This is a genomic window from Pseudocitrobacter cyperus (assembly GCF_039889165.1).
Lineage (GTDB): Bacteria > Pseudomonadota > Gammaproteobacteria > Enterobacterales > Enterobacteriaceae > Pseudocitrobacter > Pseudocitrobacter cyperus.
In genome coordinates, this window is record NZ_JAYMYY010000005.1 from 216,956 (window position 1) to 237,206 (window position 20,251).

At 54.7% G+C, this 20,251-nt stretch carries 20 protein-coding genes; 8 read left to right on the forward strand and 12 right to left on the reverse strand.

The genetic code is table 11. The features are described from left to right. Nucleotides 1-45 precede the first annotated feature (45 nt). Complete coding sequence (gene xylB, locus VSR74_RS16905; protein WP_347795786.1) at nucleotides 46-1,500, forward strand: xylulokinase; 1,455 nt, start codon at nucleotides 46-48, stop codon at nucleotides 1,498-1,500. A 135-nt stretch (nucleotides 1,501-1,635) separates the two neighbouring features. Beyond that, on the forward strand, nucleotides 1,636-1,971 hold the full coding sequence (locus tag VSR74_RS16910; protein WP_347795787.1) for a YiaA/YiaB family inner membrane protein: 336 nt from the start codon (nucleotides 1,636-1,638) through the stop codon (nucleotides 1,969-1,971). Here the strand turns inward: VSR74_RS16910 and VSR74_RS16915 are convergent. After that, nucleotides 1,964-2,959, reverse strand: coding sequence for an acyltransferase (locus tag VSR74_RS16915; protein WP_347795788.1), 996 nt, complete (start codon nucleotides 2,957-2,959; stop codon nucleotides 1,964-1,966). The two genes, VSR74_RS16910 and VSR74_RS16915, sit on opposite strands and share 8 nt — an antisense overlap. A 177-nt stretch (nucleotides 2,960-3,136) precedes the next feature. Between VSR74_RS16915 and VSR74_RS16920 the strand changes: the two genes are divergently transcribed. The 4 genes from VSR74_RS16920 to hokA all read left to right on the forward strand — a co-directional run bounded on the left by VSR74_RS16920 (nucleotide 3,137) and on the right by hokA (nucleotide 7,042). After that, nucleotides 3,137-3,442 carry a YsaB family lipoprotein gene (locus VSR74_RS16920; RefSeq protein WP_347795789.1) on the forward strand — a complete coding sequence of 102 codons (306 nt, stop codon included), beginning with the start codon at nucleotides 3,137-3,139 and terminating at the stop codon, nucleotides 3,440-3,442. Nucleotides 3,443-3,580: 138 nt separating this feature from the next. Next, nucleotides 3,581-4,492, forward strand: coding sequence for a glycine--tRNA ligase subunit alpha (glyQ, locus tag VSR74_RS16925; protein ID WP_015369211.1), 912 nt, complete (start codon nucleotides 3,581-3,583; stop codon nucleotides 4,490-4,492). A gap of 9 nt (nucleotides 4,493-4,501) precedes the next feature. Then, complete coding sequence (glyS, locus tag VSR74_RS16930; protein ID WP_347795790.1) at nucleotides 4,502-6,571, forward strand: glycine--tRNA ligase subunit beta; 2,070 nt, start codon at nucleotides 4,502-4,504, stop codon at nucleotides 6,569-6,571. 318 nt (nucleotides 6,572-6,889) lie between these two features. Next, complete coding sequence (gene hokA / locus VSR74_RS16935; protein ID WP_347795791.1) at nucleotides 6,890-7,042, forward strand: type I toxin-antitoxin system toxin HokA; 153 nt, start codon at nucleotides 6,890-6,892, stop codon at nucleotides 7,040-7,042. Nucleotides 7,043-7,200: 158 nt separating this feature from the next. Here the strand turns inward: hokA and cspE are convergent, their stop codons facing one another. The 3 genes from cspE to VSR74_RS16950 form a co-directional block, all read right to left on the reverse strand. Then, nucleotides 7,201-7,413 (reverse strand): transcription antiterminator/RNA stability regulator CspE, encoded by a 213-nt coding sequence (cspE, locus tag VSR74_RS16940; RefSeq protein ID WP_004126446.1) that lies wholly within the window; start codon nucleotides 7,411-7,413, stop codon nucleotides 7,201-7,203. Between the two features lie 261 nt (nucleotides 7,414-7,674). Next, on the reverse strand, nucleotides 7,675-7,965 hold the full coding sequence (locus tag VSR74_RS16945) for an HTH-type transcriptional regulator (RefSeq protein WP_347795792.1): 291 nt from the start codon (nucleotides 7,963-7,965) through the stop codon (nucleotides 7,675-7,677). 225 nt (nucleotides 7,966-8,190) lie between these two features. Then, nucleotides 8,191-9,561, reverse strand: coding sequence for an MFS transporter (locus VSR74_RS16950; RefSeq protein ID WP_347795793.1), 1,371 nt, complete (start codon nucleotides 9,559-9,561; stop codon nucleotides 8,191-8,193). Between the two features lie 406 nt (nucleotides 9,562-9,967). On the opposite strand from VSR74_RS16950, the gene VSR74_RS16955 reads away from it, so the two are divergent. Further along, nucleotides 9,968-10,678 carry a DUF3053 domain-containing protein gene (locus VSR74_RS16955; protein ID WP_347795794.1) on the forward strand — a complete coding sequence of 237 codons (711 nt, stop codon included), beginning with the start codon at nucleotides 9,968-9,970 and terminating at the stop codon, nucleotides 10,676-10,678. Between the two features lie 54 nt (nucleotides 10,679-10,732). Here the strand turns inward: VSR74_RS16955 and ghrB are convergent, their stop codons facing one another. The 6 genes from ghrB to VSR74_RS16985 form a co-directional block, all read right to left on the reverse strand. Beyond that, nucleotides 10,733-11,710 (reverse strand): glyoxylate/hydroxypyruvate reductase GhrB, encoded by a 978-nt coding sequence (gene ghrB / locus VSR74_RS16960; protein ID WP_347795795.1) that lies wholly within the window; start codon nucleotides 11,708-11,710, stop codon nucleotides 10,733-10,735. 21 nt (nucleotides 11,711-11,731) lie between these two features. Then, nucleotides 11,732-13,012 carry an MFS transporter gene (locus tag VSR74_RS16965; RefSeq protein ID WP_347795796.1) on the reverse strand — a complete coding sequence of 427 codons (1,281 nt, stop codon included), beginning with the start codon at nucleotides 13,010-13,012 and terminating at the stop codon, nucleotides 11,732-11,734. A 140-nt stretch (nucleotides 13,013-13,152) separates the two neighbouring features. After that, nucleotides 13,153-14,091: a sugar kinase gene (locus VSR74_RS16970; RefSeq protein WP_347795797.1), complete on the reverse strand. Its 939-nt coding sequence runs from the start codon at nucleotides 14,089-14,091 to the stop codon at nucleotides 13,153-13,155. A 3-nt stretch (nucleotides 14,092-14,094) separates the two neighbouring features. Continuing rightward, the gene (locus VSR74_RS16975) at nucleotides 14,095-14,844 is read right to left on the reverse strand and encodes a sugar phosphate isomerase/epimerase family protein (RefSeq protein ID WP_347795798.1); all 750 of its coding nucleotides are present in this window, start codon (nucleotides 14,842-14,844) and stop codon (nucleotides 14,095-14,097) included. A 100-nt stretch (nucleotides 14,845-14,944) separates the two neighbouring features. After that, complete coding sequence (locus VSR74_RS16980) at nucleotides 14,945-15,961, reverse strand: LacI family DNA-binding transcriptional regulator (protein ID WP_347795799.1); 1,017 nt, start codon at nucleotides 15,959-15,961, stop codon at nucleotides 14,945-14,947. A 94-nt stretch (nucleotides 15,962-16,055) separates the two neighbouring features. Then, nucleotides 16,056-16,718 (reverse strand): OmpA family lipoprotein, encoded by a 663-nt coding sequence (locus tag VSR74_RS16985; RefSeq protein ID WP_347795800.1) that lies wholly within the window; start codon nucleotides 16,716-16,718, stop codon nucleotides 16,056-16,058. Between the two features lie 167 nt (nucleotides 16,719-16,885). Between VSR74_RS16985 and VSR74_RS16990 the strand changes: the two genes are divergently transcribed. Beyond that, the gene (locus VSR74_RS16990; protein WP_347795801.1) at nucleotides 16,886-19,216 is read left to right on the forward strand and encodes a molybdopterin guanine dinucleotide-containing S/N-oxide reductase; all 2,331 of its coding nucleotides are present in this window, start codon (nucleotides 16,886-16,888) and stop codon (nucleotides 19,214-19,216) included. Here VSR74_RS16990 and VSR74_RS16995 read toward each other — a convergent pair. Both VSR74_RS16995 and tag read right to left on the reverse strand, forming a co-directional pair. Further along, nucleotides 19,179-19,625, reverse strand: a complete 447-nt coding sequence (locus VSR74_RS16995) for an N-acetyltransferase (protein ID WP_347795802.1) — start codon at nucleotides 19,623-19,625, stop codon at nucleotides 19,179-19,181. The two genes, VSR74_RS16990 and VSR74_RS16995, sit on opposite strands and share 38 nt — an antisense overlap. Beyond that, a complete protein-coding gene (gene tag / locus VSR74_RS17000) occupies nucleotides 19,603-20,184 on the reverse strand; it encodes a DNA-3-methyladenine glycosylase I (protein WP_347795803.1) in 582 nt (193 codons plus the stop codon). The genes VSR74_RS16995 and tag overlap by 23 nt, the downstream gene beginning before the upstream one ends. Nucleotides 20,185-20,251 lie beyond the last annotated feature (67 nt).

A 20,251-nucleotide genomic window follows, 5' to 3' on the forward strand; every position in this document is an offset into this window, starting at 1 on the left:
CCGGTAAGCGCTCTCGCCACCGGGCTTTTTTAAGGAACGCGCGCTATGTATATTGGGATTGATCTGGGTACATCTGGCGTCAAGGCCATCCTGCTGAGCGAAGAGGGAGAGGTCGTTGCGACGCAGACGGAAAAAATTACCGTTTCTCGTCCGCATCCGCTGTGGTCTGAACAGGATCCGCAACAGTGGTGGCAGGCGACGGATCGGGCAATTAAAGCGCTCTCACAGCAGCACAGTCTGCAGGACGTGAAAGCGTTAGGGATTGCCGGGCAGATGCACGGCGCAACGCTTCTCGACAAACAACAGCGCGTTCTGCGTCCGGCAATTTTGTGGAACGACGGTCGCAGCGCGGAAGAGTGCGAACTGCTTGAAGAGACGGTGACAAACTCTCGTCAGATTACGGGCAACCTGATGATGCCGGGTTTCACCGCGCCAAAATTGCTGTGGGTAAAGCGTCACGAGCCGGAAATTTTCGCCCAGGTCGATAAGGTACTGCTGCCAAAAGATTATCTGCGCCTGCGTATCACCGGCGATTTCGCCAGCGATATGTCTGACGCGGCGGGTACGATGTGGATGGATGTGGCGAAACGCGACTGGAGCGATGTGATGCTCGCGGCCAGCGGCCTGAGCCGTGACAACATGCCTGCGTTGTATGAAGGCTGTGAGATCACCGGAACCCTGCTACCGTCAGTGGCGCAGGCGTGGAATATGCCCGTTGTACCGGTGGTTGCCGGCGGCGGCGACAACGCTGCGGGCGCCGTTGGTGTCGGAATGGTTGATGCCGGGCAGGCGATGCTCTCGCTCGGAACGTCCGGCGTTTATTTTGCGGTCAGCGAAGGTTTCCTGAGTAAGCCTGAAAGCGCGGTGCATAGTTTCTGTCACGCACTGCCTGGACGCTGGCATTTGATGTCGGTGATGCTGAGTGCCGCCTCATGTCTTGACTGGGCGGCGAAACTGACCGGGTTGGGCACGGTGCCTGCGCTTATCAGTGCCGCGGAGTCTGCTGATGAGAGCGCTGAGCCGGTGTGGTTCCTGCCTTATCTCTCCGGCGAGCGCACGCCGCATAACAATCCGCAGGCTAAAGGTGTCTTCTTCGGCCTGACCCATCAGCATGGCCCGGCTGAGCTGGCGAGAGCAGTGCTGGAGGGCGTGGGCTTTGCGCTGGCGGATGGCATGGATGTGGTTCACGCCTGCGGTGTAACGCCCAAAAGTGTGACGCTGATCGGCGGCGGTGCGCGTAGCGCTTACTGGCGTCAGATGCTGGCGGATATCAGTGGGCAGCAACTGGATTACCGCACCGGTGGTGATGTCGGCCCGGCGTTGGGGGCTGCGCGTCTGGCGCAACTTGCCATTCACAAAGATAAACCGTTCGCCGATCTACTGCCGCAGTTGCAGCTTGAACAGGCGCACTACCCGGATGCGCAACGCCATGCGCAATATGCGCCGCGTCGTGAAACTTTCCGTCAAATTTATCAGCAACTGCTGCCGTTGATGTCCTGACTTGCCCGCCCCGTTGCCGGGGCGGATTTTTGCCGAGTATTTATAGATTCCGAATTTTTCCAAACTTTAGTGTTGCTCTGATGTTGCTGTGCGGTTTCCGTTCATAATGCGTTTGTTATGGATAAGGAGATCACAATGAAACTAACGCTGAAAATCCCACAGGCTGCCCTGTTTATTGGCCTCATCCTTTACGTTTTTTGCCTGTGGCGCGATTGCGCGGAGCTTATTGATAAAGGTTTTTTTATGGCGGTGTTGAGCCTGGGGCTTTTCGCTATCGCGGTGTATAAGCGCTTGCCTGAAACAGAGCGGGAAGCGTCGCGCTTTAGTGGGGTATGCCGTTTTATGTTGCTGTTGGCGGCCGGGTTACTGCTGGTGGGGGTCTGGAATTTGCCCCTTAACCTGGCGGAAAAGGGGCTGTGCGTGGCGGCCTGGTTTGTGGCGATGTATGGCGCAGCGCGCTGTTCTAGCTGACGAATCTTTTGCTGTCCACGCGCTGTAGCAGCATAGAGAGCAGCAGGCTGCCTGCGAGCGTTACGCAAAATATCCACATAATATCGAGCAGCGGCCAGCTTTTGAGATCCCCTCCGCCGCTGCGTAACGCATGAATGATCAGCGCATGAAAGCCGTAAATGCCAAGGGAGTGGCGCGAGATCAGCCCTAATCCCGGCAGAACGCGGTGGTTCAGGCAATTTTTTACCACGATGAACAGGGTGGCCGCGCAGATAAATACCATCGGCCCACAATACACATACCAGGTGTCAGCAAAGTTTCCGCGCCAGCTCAGTTCATGCAGCGTACCGCGTGAAATGACCACCACGGCCAGGATAAAACCGAGGCCGCATAGCCCGCTCAGCCAGCGTTTATTCGTCTCCATCATGCCAATCGCACGCCCCAGCAGGCCATACAGGACATAGTAAAACGTGTCGCCGCTGATATAGAGATTCACCGGCAGCCACTCAATCCCCCCTGTTTTTAGCGTCACCATATTGGGGTTGGCGATAATGCCAATCACCGCCATCAGCGCCAGCAACATTTTCCCGTTTATCACTTTCACCTCAATCAGCGGTGAGAGCAGGTAAATCACCATAATCGCGAAGAAAAACCACAGATGATAGAACACCGGTTTTTGCAGAATATTTTTCAGCGACCCTTCGATGGGAATATGGGTAAATGCCGCGATATAGATAAGCGCAACCGTGCTGTAAAACAGCAAACAGAGTGCAATACGTAGAAAATGGCGCGGCTGGGCGCTGCGTGGGCCGAAAAAGAGATAGCCGGAGATCATGAAAAAGAGCGGCACGCTAACGCGTGAGGCGGAGTTGAGAACGTTAGCGATGTCCCAGTTGACCGGGCTGATATTGTGCGCGTTGGTGATGTACCAGGTTGTCGTATGGATCATGACTACCATCAGGCAGGCGATCCCGCGTAGATTATCAATCCAGCTTATTTTGGGTTGCATTAGGGCGGTTTTCTCCTGATTAAACAAATTCTGACTCGCGATTTATTAGGCTATTTGACTGGAAAAATCCGAGTTTTTCACCCCATGCTTGTAGAGTTGCGGTGTGATTCGCAGAATGCCAGCGCAGCACAGAACCCAAACTAAAATAACAGCCCGATAGCAAGGCAGTAACGAAAAATGATGATGAAGCGACTGATTCCCCTGTTGGCAGGGCTTTTACTGGCGGGATGCGCCGCGTCCGAACCGCCAGCGCCAATGAAAGCGCAGAATGCGAAAACTAACCTTGCGCGATCGCTGGGGATGGAAAATCTTTGCAGAGAACGCGTTGCCGAGCGCTACAACACTGCCGCGCAGAAAATTAACGTAACCGGTTTTGAGCGTTTTCAGGGCAGCTATGAATTACGTGGCTATACGCTACGCAATGAAGGTTTTGTCTGTTCTTTCGACGCAAATGGCGATTTTTTACACTTATCGATGCGCTAAGAGTGACAATATGGCACGAAAAGTCGGCCTGTTTTCCTCTATTTTCCCTAAACAGGCTGCTTTCGTACTGTATATCTTCCACCCAGCGGGTATACTGATCCCTTCCTTTAAATCCACACGTATCCAGCACGAAATAATATGCAAAAGTTTGATACCAGGACCTTCCAGGGCTTGATCCTGACCTTACAGGATTACTGGGCTCGCCAGGGCTGCACCATTGTTCAACCATTGGACATGGAAGTTGGCGCGGGAACCTCTCACCCAATGACCTGCCTGCGCGCGCTGGGGCCAGAGCCGATGGCGACTGCGTATGTGCAGCCTTCCCGTCGTCCTACCGATGGCCGCTACGGCGAAAACCCCAACCGTTTACAGCACTACTACCAGTTCCAGGTGGTGATTAAGCCTTCTCCGGACAACATTCAGGAGCTGTATCTCGGTTCCCTGAAAGAGCTGGGAATGGATCCGACCATCCACGATATCCGCTTCGTGGAAGACAACTGGGAAAACCCGACGCTGGGTGCCTGGGGTCTGGGCTGGGAAGTGTGGCTAAACGGTATGGAAGTGACCCAGTTCACTTACTTCCAGCAAGTCGGCGGCCTGGAGTGCAAGCCTGTTACCGGCGAGATCACTTACGGTCTGGAACGTCTGGCGATGTATATTCAGGGCGTGGACAGCGTTTACGACCTGGTCTGGAGCGACGGCCCGCTGGGTAAAACTACCTACGGTGACGTGTTCCATCAGAACGAAGTGGAACAATCCACCTACAACTTCGAATATGCGGATGTGGACTTCCTGTTCACCTGCTTTGAGCAGTACGAGAAAGAAGCTCAGCAACTGCTGGCGCTGGAAACTCCGCTGCCGCTGCCTGCTTACGAACGTATTCTGAAAGCCGCTCACAGCTTCAACCTGCTGGATGCGCGTAAAGCCATCTCCGTCACCGAGCGTCAGCGCTATATTCTGCGCATTCGCACCCTGACCAAAGCAGTGGCAGAAGCTTATTATGCTTCCCGTGAAGCCCTTGGCTTCCCGATGTGCAACAAAGACAAGTAAGAGGCGGCCATGTCTGAGAAAACTTTTCTGGTGGAAATCGGCACTGAAGAGCTGCCACCAAAAGCACTGCGCAGCCTGGCTGAGTCCTTTGCTGCGAACTTCACTGCGGAGCTGGATAACGCCGGCCTCGCACACGGCAACGTTGAATGGTTTGCCGCCCCGCGTCGTCTGGCGCTGAAGGTTGCCAACCTGGCGGAAGCCCAGGCCGATCGCGAAGTCGAAAAACGCGGCCCGGCGATTGCCCAGGCGTTCGACGCTGAAGGTAAACCCAGTAAAGCGGCAGAAGGTTGGGCGCGTGGCTGTGGCATCACCGTTGATCAGGCCGAGCGTCTGACCACCGACAAAGGCGAATGGCTGTTGTATCGCGCCCACGTGAAGGGCGAAAGCACCGAAGCGCTGGTGCCGAACATGGTTGCCACGTCTCTGGCGAAGCTGCCGATCCCGAAACTGATGCGCTGGGGCGCGTCTGACGTACACTTCGTGCGTCCGGTGCACACCGTGACCCTGCTGCTGGGCGACAAAGTCATTCCGGCAACCATTCTGGGTATTCAGTCCGATCGTGTGATTCGCGGCCACCGCTTTATGGGCGAGCCGGAATTTACCATCGACAACGCCGATCAGTACCCTGAAATTCTGCGCGAGCGCGGGAAAGTCATCGCCGATTACGCTGAGCGTAAAGCGAAGATTAAAGCTGATGCCGAAGAAGCGGCGCGTAAGATTGGCGGTAACGCTGATTTAAGCGAAAGCCTGCTGGAAGAAGTGACCTCGCTGGTGGAATGGCCGGTTGTTCTGACCGCAAAATTCGAAGAGAAATTCCTCGCGGTGCCGTCTGAAGCGCTGGTTTACACCATGAAGGGCGACCAGAAGTACTTCCCGGTGTATGCAAACGACGGCAAACTTCTGCCGAATTTTATCTTCGTCTCTAACATTGAGTCGAAAGACCCGCAGCAGATTATCTCCGGTAACGAGAAAGTGGTTCGCCCACGTCTGGCGGATGCCGAGTTCTTCTTCAACACCGACCGTAAAAAACGCCTCGAAGATAACCTGCCGCGCCTGCAAACCGTACTGTTCCAGCAACAACTGGGTACGCTGCGCGACAAAACTGACCGCATTCAGGCGCTGGCGGGCTGGATCGCCGAGCAGATTGGCGCTGATGTGAATCACGCGACCCGTGCGGGCCTGCTGTCCAAGTGCGACCTGATGACCAACATGGTCTTCGAGTTCACTGACACCCAGGGCGTGATGGGCATGCACTACGCGCGTCACGATGGCGAAGCGGAAGATGTGGCCGTGGCGCTGAACGAGCAGTACCAGCCGCGCTTCGCTGGTGATGACCTGCCGTCTAACCCGGTGGCCTGCGCACTGGCGATTGCTGACAAGATGGACACCCTGGCGGGTATCTTCGGTATCGGTCAGCATCCGAAAGGCGATAAAGACCCGTTTGCGCTGCGTCGTGCCGCGCTCGGCGTGTTGCGTATTATCGTTGAGAAGAACCTCAACCTTGATCTGCAAACGCTGACTGAAGAAGCGGCGCGTCTGTACGGCGACAAGCTGACGAACGTTAAGGTCGTTGATGACGTTATCGACTTTATGCTGGGTCGCTTCCGCGCCTGGTATCAGGACGCTGGCTATACCGTTGACACCATTCAGGCTGTTCTGGCGCGTCGTCCGACACGCCCGGCAGACTTCGATGCGCGCATGAAGGCAGTCTCTCACTTCCGCACCCTGGAAGCGGCTTCTGCGCTGGCTGCGGCCAACAAGCGTGTCTCTAACATCCTGGCGAAAACCGATGAAGTGCTGAATGATCGCGTAAACGCCGCGACCCTGAAAGAACCGGAAGAAATTGCTCTCGCCATGCAGGTTGTGGTGCTGCGCGACAAACTGGCACCGGCTTTCGCGGAAGGGCGTTATCAGGAAGCGCTGGTTGAACTGGCTGAACTGCGTGAGCCTGTCGATGCCTTCTTCGATAAAGTGATGGTCATGGTTGATGATAAAGAACTGCGTATCAACCGTCTGACTATGCTGTCGAAACTGCGTGAACTGTTCCTGCAGGTTGCGGATATTTCGCTGCTGCAATAAGTTTACTGCTGATAAATAAAAACCTGCCGAATGGCAGGTTTTTTTATGCACTAATATAAACAAGTAATAATCATTCGATTAATGTGTGTGTGCTTACACATTTATTTTGCAAAAATCTTTTCAGAATGCATTAATTCTTTTGCGTACGCGGAGTTTGCTAGAATAGCGACGGGTGCTTGAGACTGTTTGTCTCAGGTATTACCAAAAGGCAGACAGAGAAAAGCCCCACCTGACTATAAATCAAAGTGAGGCCCCTCTATGCATGAACACCATAAAGGTAGCCTCTTGCTTGTTGGAAATCAACACCGGAGGCCGGAAATGCCGCAAAAATATTTGTTATTTGGCTTAGTAGTGATTTGTTTCACACTATTATTATTTACCTGGATGGTAAGAGATTCACTGTGTGAATTACACATCAAACAGGGAAGTAATGAGCTGGCGGCATTTTTAGCCTGTGGAAATAATAAGTAAGAGCATTTGGCGGGGAGAAATCTCCGCCTTTCTTACGGTGTGATGCATTCTCAATGCACCCTTTCTATTTGTGATATTAATATTCCTGCGGCAGTAAATGGCAGGCAAAAAAAATCCCCGCCCGAGGGCAGGGATTTAAAATTCTTTGCGGCTTAAACTTACAGAGAAGTTACGTTGCCAGCAGCAGGGCCTTTAGCGCCGCTTTCGATGGTGAAGGACACTTTCTGACCTTCGTCCAGAGATTTGTAGCCTTCGTTCTGGATAGCAGAGAAGTGTACGAACACGTCTTTAGAACCATCGTCAGGAGTGATGAAGCCGAAACCTTTATCAGCGTTGAACCATTTTACGATACCAGTCATTTTACCGGACATAGAAATTACCTTTATAAATTAAGTGAGCCTTACGGCAATATGGCATGCTTTACAGAATTTAAAGCGTAAAGGAAATGTCGCTACGAGGGGTACCAATGGATAACCTTGAAGGGAACTGCTTTACTCAACTGCTTTGTGGTCTGTGCGTCAAACCGTGAAGCTATTAACGCATACTTCTGCCCCTGAACGCAAACCTTATCTTTGTAAAATATTAAACGGCCCTGAAAAAAGGCCGTCATAAAAGTAAAAAAATCTTATTAATCAGCTTATTAAGCGTTTGCAAATTTGTGGATCTGCCTGGATTAATCGCATCAGATTAAGCTCAGTGGCGGACGGTTTTACCCGTCTGGACTCCCATTCCTGGAGTGTTGATACACTAACGCCCATCGCTTTGGCCAGATCGGCCATCTGCAAACCAGTGCCTTTACGCAGTTCTTCGAACTCGGCAAAGACAGACGTTTTTGGTGTCAGGGCGGTCATCGGCGAAGCATCTTTGAAAACAATTTGTTCCAGACTGCTTAGCAGTTCAAATGTTGGATCTTTTTCTTCCATTGATAACTCCTGTAAACACACAGCGGGATCGTGAATATCGTAGAGCTAATTAAGAATAGTCGGGATTTTTGACGAACAGATGATTGCGGATGTGACTATTTGTGATATTCATTTTCACTGTGGCGCTTACGGGCAAAAAAAGCTCAAAAATCAATGGCAGCACCACAAGGTATATTTTTGTAAAAATGGCTATGCATCCGGCGGCTGAACCGCCGGTTCGTAAACTCAGGCTTTTTGCGTATTGCTACTTAACGAAGGCGTTTGCTCACCATTTGTTTCCTTGTGACGCTGGCTGACGATATGTTTTATCAACAGCGCCAGAGCCGAAAGCAGCGCCGGAATGGCGAGCAGTGTAAAAATGGTCTGGAACGATAGCTCCGCCTGCATCAGGAATGCGCCGCTAAACGCGCCCAGAATGCCCCCAAAACGGCCGAGACCGAGCATCCATGCCACGCCCGTTGCACGGCCCTGGGTGGGGTAAAATCCTGCGGCGAGTGCTGGCATGGACGATTGCGCGCCATTCATAATTGTCCCGGCAATGAATACCATGATGCCCATCAATACCAGGCTGCTGGTTGAGAAGCCGACCAGACAGACAAAAACACCCGTCAGCACATAGCCCACCGCGACGACTTTGTTCGGGTTAAGTTTGTCCATCAGCACGCCGAGGATCAGTACGCCGATACCGCCGCCCAGCGGGAAGAGCGCGGTGATGACCGAGGCCTGACTCAGGGTCGCGCCGGTTTCGCGGATCAGTAATGGCAGCCAACTGGTCAGTAAGTAGAAAATCAGCAGTCCCATAAAGTAGGTCAGGCACAGCATCACCGTACCCACGGCGTAGCGAGGGGAGAAAATCACGCCCAGCGCAGATTTCTCTTTCACCTGCCCGGCTTCCTGCAAAACGAACCGGGCGTTTTCCGCAACAGGCGCAATACGTTTCAGGATGGCGGCAATTTTGTGCGGTGACTGGTTTTTTACCACCATATAGCGGGCCGATTCCGGCAGCATAAAAATAAGCACTACTGCCAGCGCCAGGGGCATGACGCCACCTAAGATCAACACGCTCTGCCAACCATAGTGCGGAATAAGCCACGCGGAGATAAAACCGCCCATCGATGAGCCAATCGGGAAGCCGACGAACATCAGGTTTACCAGCAGGGCGCGACGGCGTTCTGGCGCGTATTCGCTCATCAAGGTTGCGGCGTTTGGCATCGCAGCCCCTAAACCAAGCCCGGTCAGGAAGCGTAGCAGCGTCAGTTGCGTTAAATTGGTGGCGAAGGCGGTCGCCAGGCTAAATCCGCCGAAGACCAGAATCGACAGCACCAGCACCTTTTTACGGCCAATACGATCCGCCATTGGGCCTGCCGTCAGCGCACCGACTGCCAGCCCGACCAGCGCCGCGCTCATCACCGGGCCGAGATCGGATTTTTGTACGCCCCACTCCTGTACCAGGTCGGAGGCGATAAAACCGATAATCGCGGTATCAAAACCGTCCATCGCAACGGTTACAAAGCATAATGCGAGGATCATCCACTGGTATTTCGAGAAGGGATGATCGTTGATAAAAGCCTGAATATCCGTGGTTGTCTTCGACATGCGGCAATTCCTGAAAACGGCGGGGAGAAAGCTTCTCCCGCATGAACTTGGGCGATTATCGAACCTATTTTCGATAATCGTGCAATTCATCAAAGCACTTAACTTTTACGCCGACAATGCAGGGGAAATCAGGAAGTGTGCGATTATCGTACGACTTATTCATCACAATAGAACGCATGGTGATTAAATCTATATTTATCAGCTTGTTAATGGCGAAATATCTTTCGCGATGCGTCGCCATAAATGTGATGAACGCAACATTGTATTAACATTGTTATTGTGAACCCCTTTTCTGCGTTATTTCATGTCAGGAAAAGGTATCCTGCAACGCGCTGCTGGACTATCCTTGTCAGCGTTGGGCACGCGGGTGCCTGTTTGCGCTTTTTTTGGCTGAAGGAGTAATAAAATGGCGACAGGAAAGTCCTGCTCTCGCTGGTTTGCGCCTGTTGCGGCGTTATTGATGGTTGTTAGCCTGAGCGGGTGTTTTGATAAAGAAGGCGACCAGCGCAAAGCGTTTGTCGATTTCCTGCAAAATACAGTGATGCGCGGGGGCGAGCGTCTGCCTACGCTGACCGCTGACCAGAAAAAACAGTTTGGCCCCTTTGTGTCTGATTACGCCGTCATTTACGGCTATTCGCAGCAGGTGAGCCAGGCGATGGATGCGGGTCTGCGCCCGGTTGTCGATAGCGTTAACGCCATTCGCGTTCCGCAGGATTATATGACTCAGCGTGAGCCACTGCGTCAGGCTAATGGTTCGCTTGGCGTGCTGAGCCAGCAACTGGAAAATGCGAAGATGCAGGCCGATGCGGCGCATGCGGCGCTGAAACAGACCGATGACCTGAAACCGGTCTTCGATCAGGTTTATACCAAGGTGGTGACGACTCCGGCTAACGCTCTGCAACCGCTGATCCCGGCGGCACAGATCTTCACTCAGCAACTGGTTCAGGTGGGTGATTTTGTCGCCCAGCAGGGGACTCAGGTGAGCTTTGTGGCGAATGGCATTCAGTTCCCAACCTCTCAGCAGGCAAGCCAGTACAATTCGCTGATTGGCCCGCTGGCATCCCAGCACCAGGCGTTTACTCAGGCCTGGACTGCGGCGGTCGACGCGACGAAGTAATGTTCGCTTTGATGGCAGCAAAAGTAAGGCGGGGAAATCCCCGCCTTATCTGTTTTATTTCCCAGCCACCTGCGGGTTCACGCAGTTTTTATCCACTTTCCCCTGCAAGGCATCAATCAGGTTATCTACCGCACAGGCGGCCATATTAAAGCGCGTCTCGTGGGTAGCGGAGCCGATATGCGGCAGCGCGACGACGTTAGGTAGCGTTAGCAGGGGTGAGTCAGCAGGCAGCGGCTCTTGTTCAAAGACATCCAGCCCGGCGGCATGAATTTCACCCTCTTGCAGAGCGGCAATCAGTGCCTTCTCATCGACTACCGGGCCGCGGCCCGCGTTGATAAAGATGGCTGAGGATTTCATCTTCGCGAACTGCGCTTTGCCGAACAGATGGTGTGTTTCGTCCGTGAGCGGCAGGATCAGGCACACGAAATCGGACTCCTGCAACAGCGTATCGAGGTCACAGTAACGCGCGCTGAAACGCTCTTCGGCCTGCGGATGCGGGCGGCGAGCGTTATACAGAATCGGCATGCCGAACCCGCAGTGCGCGCGCTGAGCCAGCGCCATGCCGATGCGGCCCATTCCGACGATACCCAGCGTTTTGTGATGCACATCGGTGCCGAACCAGTCCGGGCCAATGCTTTTTTTCCATTCACCCGCTTTAACGCGATCCGCCACTTCCACCACCCGACGCGCGGTGCTGAGTACCAGCGCCATTACCGTATCTGCTACGGTTTCCGTCAGCACGGTGGGGGTGTGCATCAGCAGAATTTTACGCGCGTTCAGCGCATCGACATCAAAGTTGTCGTAGCCCACAGAGACGGTCGAGGCCGCACGCAGTTTTGGCATTTTCTCCAGCAGCGCTTCGTTAACGGCTTCGCTGGAACCCAGCAGACCGACCGCGTTCGCGAACAGGTCTGCATGCTGTTGGACGGTTTCCGGGCGCAGGTTAGGCACCTGCGTAACGGTGAAATGGGCTTCCAGGCGATGCAGTAAATCGTCAGGCAGTGCCTTGTAGAGAATAATGGACGGCTTCATGCGACTCTCCGTAAGTGTGATTTAAGCGTGGCGTGCGCCAACGGGAATTTGTTGATTATTCGCGGGCTTAACAATCAAAGTAAGCCACACCGAGGCGAAAAGCGCCACCCCCATAAAAATGTAAGAGGCAGACGGTGAACCGGTCGCGCCGTTGAGATAACCGACGAACCAGGAACCAAAGAATGAGCCCAGTGCGCCCATACTGTTAATCAGTGCCATTGCGCCCCCGGCGACATTGCGAGGCAGCATCTCAGGGATGATGGCAAAGAACGGGCCATAGGGCGCGTACATTGCAGCACCGGCAATGACCAGCAGGGTGTAGGAAATCCAGAAGTGGTTGGCGCCCACCGCCCAGGAACCGATAAAGGCGAACCCGGCAATCAATAGCAGCGGCCAGACAAACAGCTTACGATTTTGCATTTTGTCGGAAGCCCAGGAGACCAGGATCATCGCCGCAGTGGCGGCCAGATACGGCACAGATGACAGCCAGCCCACTTCCACCATGCCAAGGTTTGCGCCACCGCTGCGAATAATCGACGGCAGCCACAGCACGAAACCGTACACGCCGATACTCCAGGCGAAATACTGCATGCACAACAGAATCACGTTGCGGGAACGGAACGCCTCGCCGTAGTTACGCACGGCTTTAATGCCCTGCTGCTCTTTATCGAGTTCGGCCTGCAATGCGGCTTTTTCGGATTCAGACAACCAGCCCGCCTGCGCTGGTTTATCTTTTACCAGCACCCACCAGCAGAACGCCCAGATGATGGCCGGGAAACCTTCGATGATAAACATTTCACGCCAGCCGAGCGCCTGAATCAGATAGCCGGAAACCACCGACATCCACAGCACCGTAACCGGGTTCCCGAGGATCAAGAAAGTGTTCGCGCGAGAACGTTCGGATTTAGTAAACCAGTTACTGATGTAAATCAGCATCGCTGGCATCACTGCGGCTTCCACTACGCCGAGGATAAAGCGAATGGCGGCGAGCATCGGGATATTGCTGACCATCCCGGTGAGCGAGGCGCAGGCACCCCACAGAATCAAACAGACAAAAATCAGTTTGCGCACGCTTCGGCGTTCTGCGTACATCGCGCCTGGGATCTGGAAGAAGAAGTAGCCGAGAAAGAAAAGAGCGCCCAGCAGGGAAGAGATCCCTTTGGTGATACCTAAATCTTCATTGATGCCCGCCGCAGAGGCGAAGCTGAAGTTTGCACGATCGAGATACGCCAGGCTATACGTGATAAACACGATTGGCATGATGTACCACCAGCGTTTGGCTGCATTGGTTGAGCTATTCATAGTCCTGCCTCTGTAGTTGTAGGGTCAGAGTGTTATTTGGGGAAGGTGCGCGCTGGTGCCCTCACCCCGGTCAAAACCAACAATGTGCACAATCCGTTCCCTCTCCCTTGAGGGAGAGGGTTAGGGTGAGGGGGAAGGCGCTACTCCCCTAACGCCTCACGGGTCGGTAATCCTTCACTGTCGCCCTGAACCTGAATGGCCAGCGCGCCAATCTTATTTCCGCGAGTCACGGCATCATGAAGCGAGCGTCCTTCCAGCAGGGCGCTAATCACCCCGACCGCGAAGCCATCACCCGCACCCACCGTATCGACCACCTTGTCGACTTTCACCGGCGCGACGCAGCCTTTTTCACCTTCCGCTGTCTTATACCAGGCACCGTCTGCCCCGGTTTTCAGTACTACTGCTTTCACGCCACGAGCCAGGTAAAAATCGGCAATGGCTTCCGGCGTCTGCTGTCCGGTCAAAACCATGCCTTCTTTCAGGCCAGGTAAAACCCAATCTGCCTGGAACGCCAGATGGTTCAGTTTCTCCACCATCTCAGCTTCGCTTTTCCACAACACCGGGCGCAGATTTGGGTCGAATGAGAGGGTTTTACCCTGTGACTTAAATGTGCGGGCCGTATGGTCGAGCAACGCGTATGACGAATCAGAGAGTGCCGCCGCGACGCCGCTCAAGTGTAGATGGCGTGCGCTGGCGAAATAGTTTTCGTTAAAATCGTCGAGTGAAAGATGGCTGGCTGCCGAGTTTTTGCGGAAATACTCCACGATGGGATCGGTTCCATTTTCAACTTTAGATTTCACCTGAAAGCCGGTAGCGAAACGCTTATCGCAGGTGACGCCTGTCGCATCAATGCCCTCTTTTTTCAGGCTATTGATTACGAACTGGCCAAAGCTGTCATGGCCGATGCGGCTCACCCAACCCACGCGTAGCCCCAGTCGCACCAACCCGGTAGCAACATTTAACTCGGCGCCGGCAACGCGTTTGATGAACTGTTCGACCTCACTCAGGTCGCCTGTTTGCGTTGCGACAAACATCGCCATCGCTTCACCGATGGTGATGACATCCAGTTGTTTATTCATTGCTTAATCCTCGCGTAACAGATTGACATAGCGGCGAGTTACCGCGGTCAGGTCGTCGCCTTCCAGTGGAAACTCGATCCCGCGCGGCGCATCGGCGGGCAGGGCGCGTAATACGTCCAGCCAATCGCTGTTTGCCGGGTCTGGCGGAACGGCGCGGAAACTGTTCTGGTGTGGTACTGCCGCTTTTACGTGGATGTAGCACACCGCCGGTGCCAGTTGCTGCGCGGCTTCCTGCGGGCAATTTCCTACCCACTGCCAGTTGCCCATATCAAAAGTCAGGCGCACGGGAAGGCTGAGCACACGGCAGGCGGCCTTGAAACGCTGCATTGGCGGTAGCTGGCCGCATTCGGTTTGATCATTTTCCACCACCAGCGCCATACCGCTGACAGTAAGCCAGGTACGCAGGGTTTCCAGCGGCGCTTTACGCTCGAAATGGCCGAGAGAGACTTTTAGCCACAGGGCGTTCAGTGTGCGGGCTTCTTCGAGCAGAGCGGGGAGGTGAGGGTTTAGGGTACCGTCAGGGAGAAACAGCGGTTCCGGGGCGGAGTAGCAGGCGAGTAATTTTCGCGCTTCAATTTCGCGCGCCAGTTCTGGCAGGGCGTCCAGCTCGGTATTGCTGAACATTTCACGGCGGATCTCGACACCGTCTGCGCCCGCTTTCGCGATAATCGGCAGCATCGCCGCTTGTCCACCCGCGGCCCGGACGTGGTCATGTCCATAAGCGGCGGTAACGACGATAATTTGTCTTTTCATGGGGAACTCCAGCGTCATCTTATGAGTAATACGCTAGATGGAACCGGTTCCAAAGAAAAGCTCAGGATGTTGAATTTATGATCGCCATCACGAAGGATCGTTAACGGGAGGTTGATCCCCTGATAATCAGTTCGCCAGAGAAAACCTGTTCATGAATGGCGGTACTGCCGCCTTCGATACGGCGAACGACCTGCTCGACGGCCGCGAAGCCAATTTGCCAGGTGGGTTGTTTTAAGGTGGTGATGCCAACACCCGCCAGTTCCGCCCATTCGAGTTCATCGAAGCCCAGCAGGCCGATATCGCTTCCCCAGTTGAGACCGATGCGTTTGAGTGAACGGGCAACCTGAAGGGTAAGCGCGCCGTTGGCGGAGATAATCGCTTTGCGCATGCCGCGGTAGCGGGTGTGAAACTCCCGCAGCGTATTATCAAGCCGGGCATTTTCCGCCAGCGGGACTTCGGCATTTTCAGACACCACGCCGGGATAACGCGCAAGCGTCGCATTAAACGCGGCAAGACGTTCGCGGCGGGTGTTGACCGTGCCGAGCGGTTCGCTGAGAAACAAAATCGCTTCGAAGCCCTGGTCAATGAGATGCTCAGTGGCGGTGGTGGCCGCCTGGGTATTGTCGAGCCCCACCACATCGCAGGCGAAATCAGGAATTTTGCGGTCAATGAGTACCATCGGAAGCGAGGATTGTTGCAGACGATTAAGCGCTTCTTCGCGCATACCAACCGCGTTCACCACAATCCCTTCCACCTGATAGCTGCGCAGCAGGTCGAGGTAATGCTGCTCCTGATCGACTTCGTTGTTGGTATTACACACCAGTGGGGTGAAGCCTTTCTCGCGGCAGGCGGCTTCGATACCGCTTAGCACGTTAACGGAGTAAGGGTTGGTGATATCGGCGATAATCAGGCCTATCAGGCGCGTGCGGCCACGTTTCAGGCTGCGCGCCATCAGGCTGGGGCGATAATCCAGTTCGGCGATGGCGTGTTCAATCCGCGCCAGTAGCGCATCGGAAAGCAGATGTTTCTCACCGTTCAGGTAACGGGAGATGCTGGTTTTACCGGTTTTTGCTGCTTTTGCGACGTCGCTAATCGTCGGGCGTGCTGATTTCGCCATAAGGGCCTCTCTTTGCAAAGTGAGAACACCTTAGCGCGAAAATCTGGCTAAGCAAGTGATTTGCCCGGTAAACATGGCGTTACCGGGCGTTCTGTTACTGAAGAGGGCTTAAGGTGATTTCGACGCGACGGTTCTGCGCTTTGCCTGCTTCGGTACTGTTGCTGGCGATAGGATTCGCCGGACCCATGCCGCTTGTGCGGATACGGGTTGCGGCAACACCCTGGGTGATCAGGGAACTGGCGACGGAGTCCGCACGTTGCTGAGACAAACGCATGTTCAGATCCTGGCCCCCGGTGCTGTCGGTGTAACCAATCACGTTCACTGCTGTTTTCTCATACTCCTTCAGCACCATTGCGACGCCAGTCAGGGTATTCGCACCTGCCGGTTTCAACGTTGCGCTGCTGCTGTCAAAGGTCACGTTGCTCGGCATGTTTAGTACGATGTTATCGCCGTTTCGCGTCACGCTAACGCCCGTTCCCTGCATTTTCTCGCGCAGTTTCGCTTCCTGCACGTCCATGTAGTAACCGACGCCGCCGCCGAGGGCAGCCCCTGCTGCGGCGCCAATCAGCGCGCCTTTGCCGCGATCTTTCTTCGAAGAGGAGAGTGCGCCAACACCCGCGCCCACTAAAGAGCCGATACCGGCTCCAATGCCGGATTTGCCCGCTTCGCGCTCACCGGTGTAGGGGTTGGTGGTACAGCCAGAAACGGCCAGCGCTCCGCTCACGACGGCGGCAATCATCAGTACGCTTTTTTTCATCTTAGTTCCTTAATCCTTTTTTATTCTTTGCCACAGCGAGCGTGGCGGTTGATTATGACGTGGAAATAAGCGGAAAATTCCATCCATAACTCCGATTTATGTAAAAAATAATGAGTGATGGTGAATCCATCGCCACAACACCTGCATCGAACACTCAGGAGCACGCTTTGGCCAACTCAGTGAAAACACACACAATCTTAACCGCCGCCCACTGGGGGCCCATGCTGGTGGAGACCGACGGCGAAACCGTATTCTCCTCGCGCGGGGCGCTGGATACCCCGTTTGTTAACTCTTTGCAAAGCGCAGTGCGCGACCAGGTGCACAGCAAAACGCGGGTACGGTACCCGATGGTGCGTAAAGGTTATCTGCTGTCACCGGATGCGCCGCAGGGCATCCGTGGGCAGGATGAATTTGTGCGGGTGAGCTGGGATGAGGCGCTGGATCTGCTCCACGCGCAGCACAAACGTATTCGTGAGACGTATGGCCCGTCGTCGATTTTCGCGGGTTCCTATGGCTGGCGTTCGAACGGGGTGCTACACAAAGCGGCCACGCTGCTGCAACGTTATATGAGCCTGGCTGGCGGTTATACCGGCCATCTTGGCGATTACTCGACCGGCGCGGCGCAGGCCATCATGCCGCACGTCGTGGGCAGCAATGAAGTTTATCAGCAGCAGACCAGTTGGCCGATGGTGCTAGAGCATACGGATGTTGTGGTGTTATGGAGCGCTAACCCGCTGAATACACTGAAAATTGCCTGGAACGCTTCGGACGAACAGGGCATTCCATTCTTCGATAAGTTACGCAAAAGCGGGAAACGCCTGATCTGCATCGATCCGATGCGATCGGAAACCGTCGAATTTTTTGGCGATGCGATGGAGTGGATCGCCCCGCATATGGGTACCGATGTTGCGATGATGCTCGGAATTGCCCATACACTGGTGGAAAACGGCTGGCATGACGCTGAGTTTTTAGCCCGTTGCACGACGGGCTACGCCCGGTTCGAGGCATATCTGTTGGGGAGTGACGGGCAGCCGAAAACCGCAGAGTGGGCGGCGGCAATCTGCGGTGTGAGCGCCGACAAAATTCGCGAATTGGCGCAATTGTTCCACGAAAATACCACCATGCTCATGGCGGGCTGGGGAATGCAACGTCAGCAGTTTGGCGAGCAGAAGCACTGGATGGTGGTCACGCTTGCCGCCATGTTAGGGCAGATCGGCACACCCGGCGGCGGTTTTGGCCTCTCTTATCATTTTGCCAACGGCGGTAATCCGACCCGTCGCGCCGCGGTGCTGGCGTCGATGCAGGGGGCCGTGAAGGGCGGAACTGATGCGGTGGATAAAATCCCCGTTGCCCGTATCGTTGAGGCGCTGGAAAACCCCGGCGCACTCTATCAGCATAATGGAATGGACAGGCACTTTCCGGATATCCGTTTTGTCTGGTGGGCGGGCGGCGCCAACTTTACCCATCATCAGGATACCAACCGTTTAATCCGTGCCTGGCAGCGCCCGGAACTGGTGGTGATTTCTGAATGCAACTGGACGGCGGCGGCGCGGCATGCGGATATTGTTCTGCCCGCCACAACCTCCTTCGAGCGCAACGATCTCACCATGACCGGCGATTACAGCAATCAGCATCTGGTTCCCATGAAGCGGGTGGTGATGCCACAGGGCGAAGCGCGGGATGATTTCGACGTTTTTGCTGAACTGAGCGAACGCTGGGAAGCGGGCGGGCGTGAACGCTTTACCGAAGGTAAAAACGACCTGCAATGGCTGGAAACCTTCTATTGTATTGCAGCAGAGCGAGGTGCAAGCCAGCAGGTAACGCTGCCACCGTTTGCTGATTTCTGGCAGGCCAACCAGCTCATTGAAATGCCAACCAGCGAGCAAAATAGCCAGTTTGTTCGTTTTGCCGCTTTCCGTGCTGATCCGCAGGTCAATCCGTTGAAAACGCCGAGTGGAAAAATCGAAATTTATTCCGAGCGCATCGCCAGTTTTGGTTATGCCGACTGTCCGCCGCATCCCGCGTGGCTGGAGCCGGATGAGTGGCATGGCAACGCCGAGCCGCAGCAGCTTCAGTTGCTCTCTGCGCATCCGGCGCATCGTCTGCACAGCCAGCTTAATCATACATCGCTGCGTGAACAGTATGCGGTGGCGGGGCGTGAACCGCTAACCCTGCATCCGGATGATGCGCGGGCGAGAAATATTGAGGATGGCGATCTGGTACGCGTCTGGAACCATCGTGGGCAGGTGCTGGCCGGTGCGGTGGTGAGCGCGGGAATTAAGCCTGGCGTTATCTGCCTGCATGAAGGGGCGTGGCCGGATCTTGACCTCCAGGCTGAAGGCATCTGTAAAAACGGTGCCGTAAACGTGCTGACCAAAGACCTCCCCAGCTCGCGGCTGGGGAATGGCTGCGCGGGTAATACGGCACTGGCCTGGGTGGAGAAATATCGGGGGCCGGCGCTTACGCTAACGGCGTTTGATCCGCCTGCCAACGCATAATCCAGGTTGGGTGCTTTGTATCTTCCTGCCATGCGCCGTCTTCAATACGAAAACCGAGCGCATGGTAGAAATTCACCGCCCGATCGTTCTTCTGGTAGACCTCCAGGCTTAAGTCTGGGTAGCGCTGTTTCACATGGTTGAGCAGTTCGCTGCCGATACCGCGATGTAGCGCCTGCGGGGCAACGAACAGCGCGCCGATAAACTGGTTATCCATCACGCTGATAAAGCCCAGCAGCGCGTCGTCCTCTTCCCATACCCAGGTGTCCGCCGCCGGTAAGTAGACGTCGCGCACCAGGGCGAGGCTGTCATGCCAGTACTGCTCATCGATAAAAGGATGCGCAAAGGTGGTGCTTTCCAGCCATAGCGTCAGCAGCGGATCGAGGGATTTAGCTGTCCACTTGCCGATCATGTTGGTCTCCGGGGTGGCAGAAGCAGCTCGTCACGTGATCGTTAACCAACCCGCACGCCTGCATAAAGGAGTAGCAAATCGTCGTGCCAACGAACTTAAAGCCACGTTTTTTCAGCGCTTTTGATAAGGCATCTGACGCGGGCGTGGAGGTCGGTATCATCGACAGTTCCGTGGCCTGAGTGACGATTGGCGTGTTATTGACAAACGACCAGACGAAATCGACAAATGATTCACCGCTCGCTTCCATCGCCAGGTACGCACGGGCGTTGCCGATAATGGCCTGAATTTTGCCGCGATGGCGAATAATCCCGGCGTCCAACACCAGCCGTTCGACATCTTCTTCGGTCATCGCCGCAACCTTCTGCGGGTCAAACTGATGGAAGGCGTTCCGGTAATTTTGCCGTTTTTTCAGCACGGTTATCCACGATAGCCCCGCCTGTTGCCCTTCCAGACAGATCATCTCAAACAGTTGTTGCCCCTCTTTCTGGGCAACTCCCCACTCCTTGTCGTGATAGTCGATATAGAGAGGATCCTGACTGACCCATCCACAACGCTGCATATCTTTCTCCTGTTTGCGTGTTCTGGCCTGATAATAAAACCTGCAAATCAACCTTGACGCCAGAAAT

Coding starts and splice junctions, on each gene's coding strand:
- xylB (WP_347795786.1), top strand. CDS start 46: ATGTATATTGGGATTGATCTGGGTACATCTGGCGTCAAGGCCATCCTG.
- VSR74_RS16910 (WP_347795787.1), top strand. CDS start 1,636: ATGAAACTAACGCTGAAAATCCCACAGGCTGCCCTGTTTATTGGCCTC.
- VSR74_RS16915 (WP_347795788.1), bottom strand. CDS start 2,959: ATGCAACCCAAAATAAGCTGGATTGATAATCTACGCGGGATCGCCTGC.
- VSR74_RS16920 (WP_347795789.1), top strand. CDS start 3,137: ATGATGATGAAGCGACTGATTCCCCTGTTGGCAGGGCTTTTACTGGCG.
- glyQ (WP_015369211.1), top strand. CDS start 3,581: ATGCAAAAGTTTGATACCAGGACCTTCCAGGGCTTGATCCTGACCTTA.
- glyS (WP_347795790.1), top strand. CDS start 4,502: ATGTCTGAGAAAACTTTTCTGGTGGAAATCGGCACTGAAGAGCTGCCA.
- hokA (WP_347795791.1), top strand. CDS start 6,890: ATGCCGCAAAAATATTTGTTATTTGGCTTAGTAGTGATTTGTTTCACA.
- cspE (WP_004126446.1), bottom strand. CDS start 7,413: ATGTCCGGTAAAATGACTGGTATCGTAAAATGGTTCAACGCTGATAAA.
- VSR74_RS16945 (WP_347795792.1), bottom strand. CDS start 7,965: ATGGAAGAAAAAGATCCAACATTTGAACTGCTAAGCAGTCTGGAACAA.
- VSR74_RS16950 (WP_347795793.1), bottom strand. CDS start 9,561: ATGTCGAAGACAACCACGGATATTCAGGCTTTTATCAACGATCATCCC.
- VSR74_RS16955 (WP_347795794.1), top strand. CDS start 9,968: ATGGCGACAGGAAAGTCCTGCTCTCGCTGGTTTGCGCCTGTTGCGGCG.
- ghrB (WP_347795795.1), bottom strand. CDS start 11,710: ATGAAGCCGTCCATTATTCTCTACAAGGCACTGCCTGACGATTTACTG.
- VSR74_RS16965 (WP_347795796.1), bottom strand. CDS start 13,012: ATGAATAGCTCAACCAATGCAGCCAAACGCTGGTGGTACATCATGCCA.
- VSR74_RS16970 (WP_347795797.1), bottom strand. CDS start 14,091: ATGAATAAACAACTGGATGTCATCACCATCGGTGAAGCGATGGCGATG.
- VSR74_RS16975 (WP_347795798.1), bottom strand. CDS start 14,844: ATGAAAAGACAAATTATCGTCGTTACCGCCGCTTATGGACATGACCAC.
- VSR74_RS16980 (WP_347795799.1), bottom strand. CDS start 15,961: ATGGCGAAATCAGCACGCCCGACGATTAGCGACGTCGCAAAAGCAGCA.
- VSR74_RS16985 (WP_347795800.1), bottom strand. CDS start 16,718: ATGAAAAAAAGCGTACTGATGATTGCCGCCGTCGTGAGCGGAGCGCTG.
- VSR74_RS16995 (WP_347795802.1), bottom strand. CDS start 19,625: ATGATCGGCAAGTGGACAGCTAAATCCCTCGATCCGCTGCTGACGCTA.
- tag (WP_347795803.1), bottom strand. CDS start 20,184: ATGCAGCGTTGTGGATGGGTCAGTCAGGATCCTCTCTATATCGACTAT.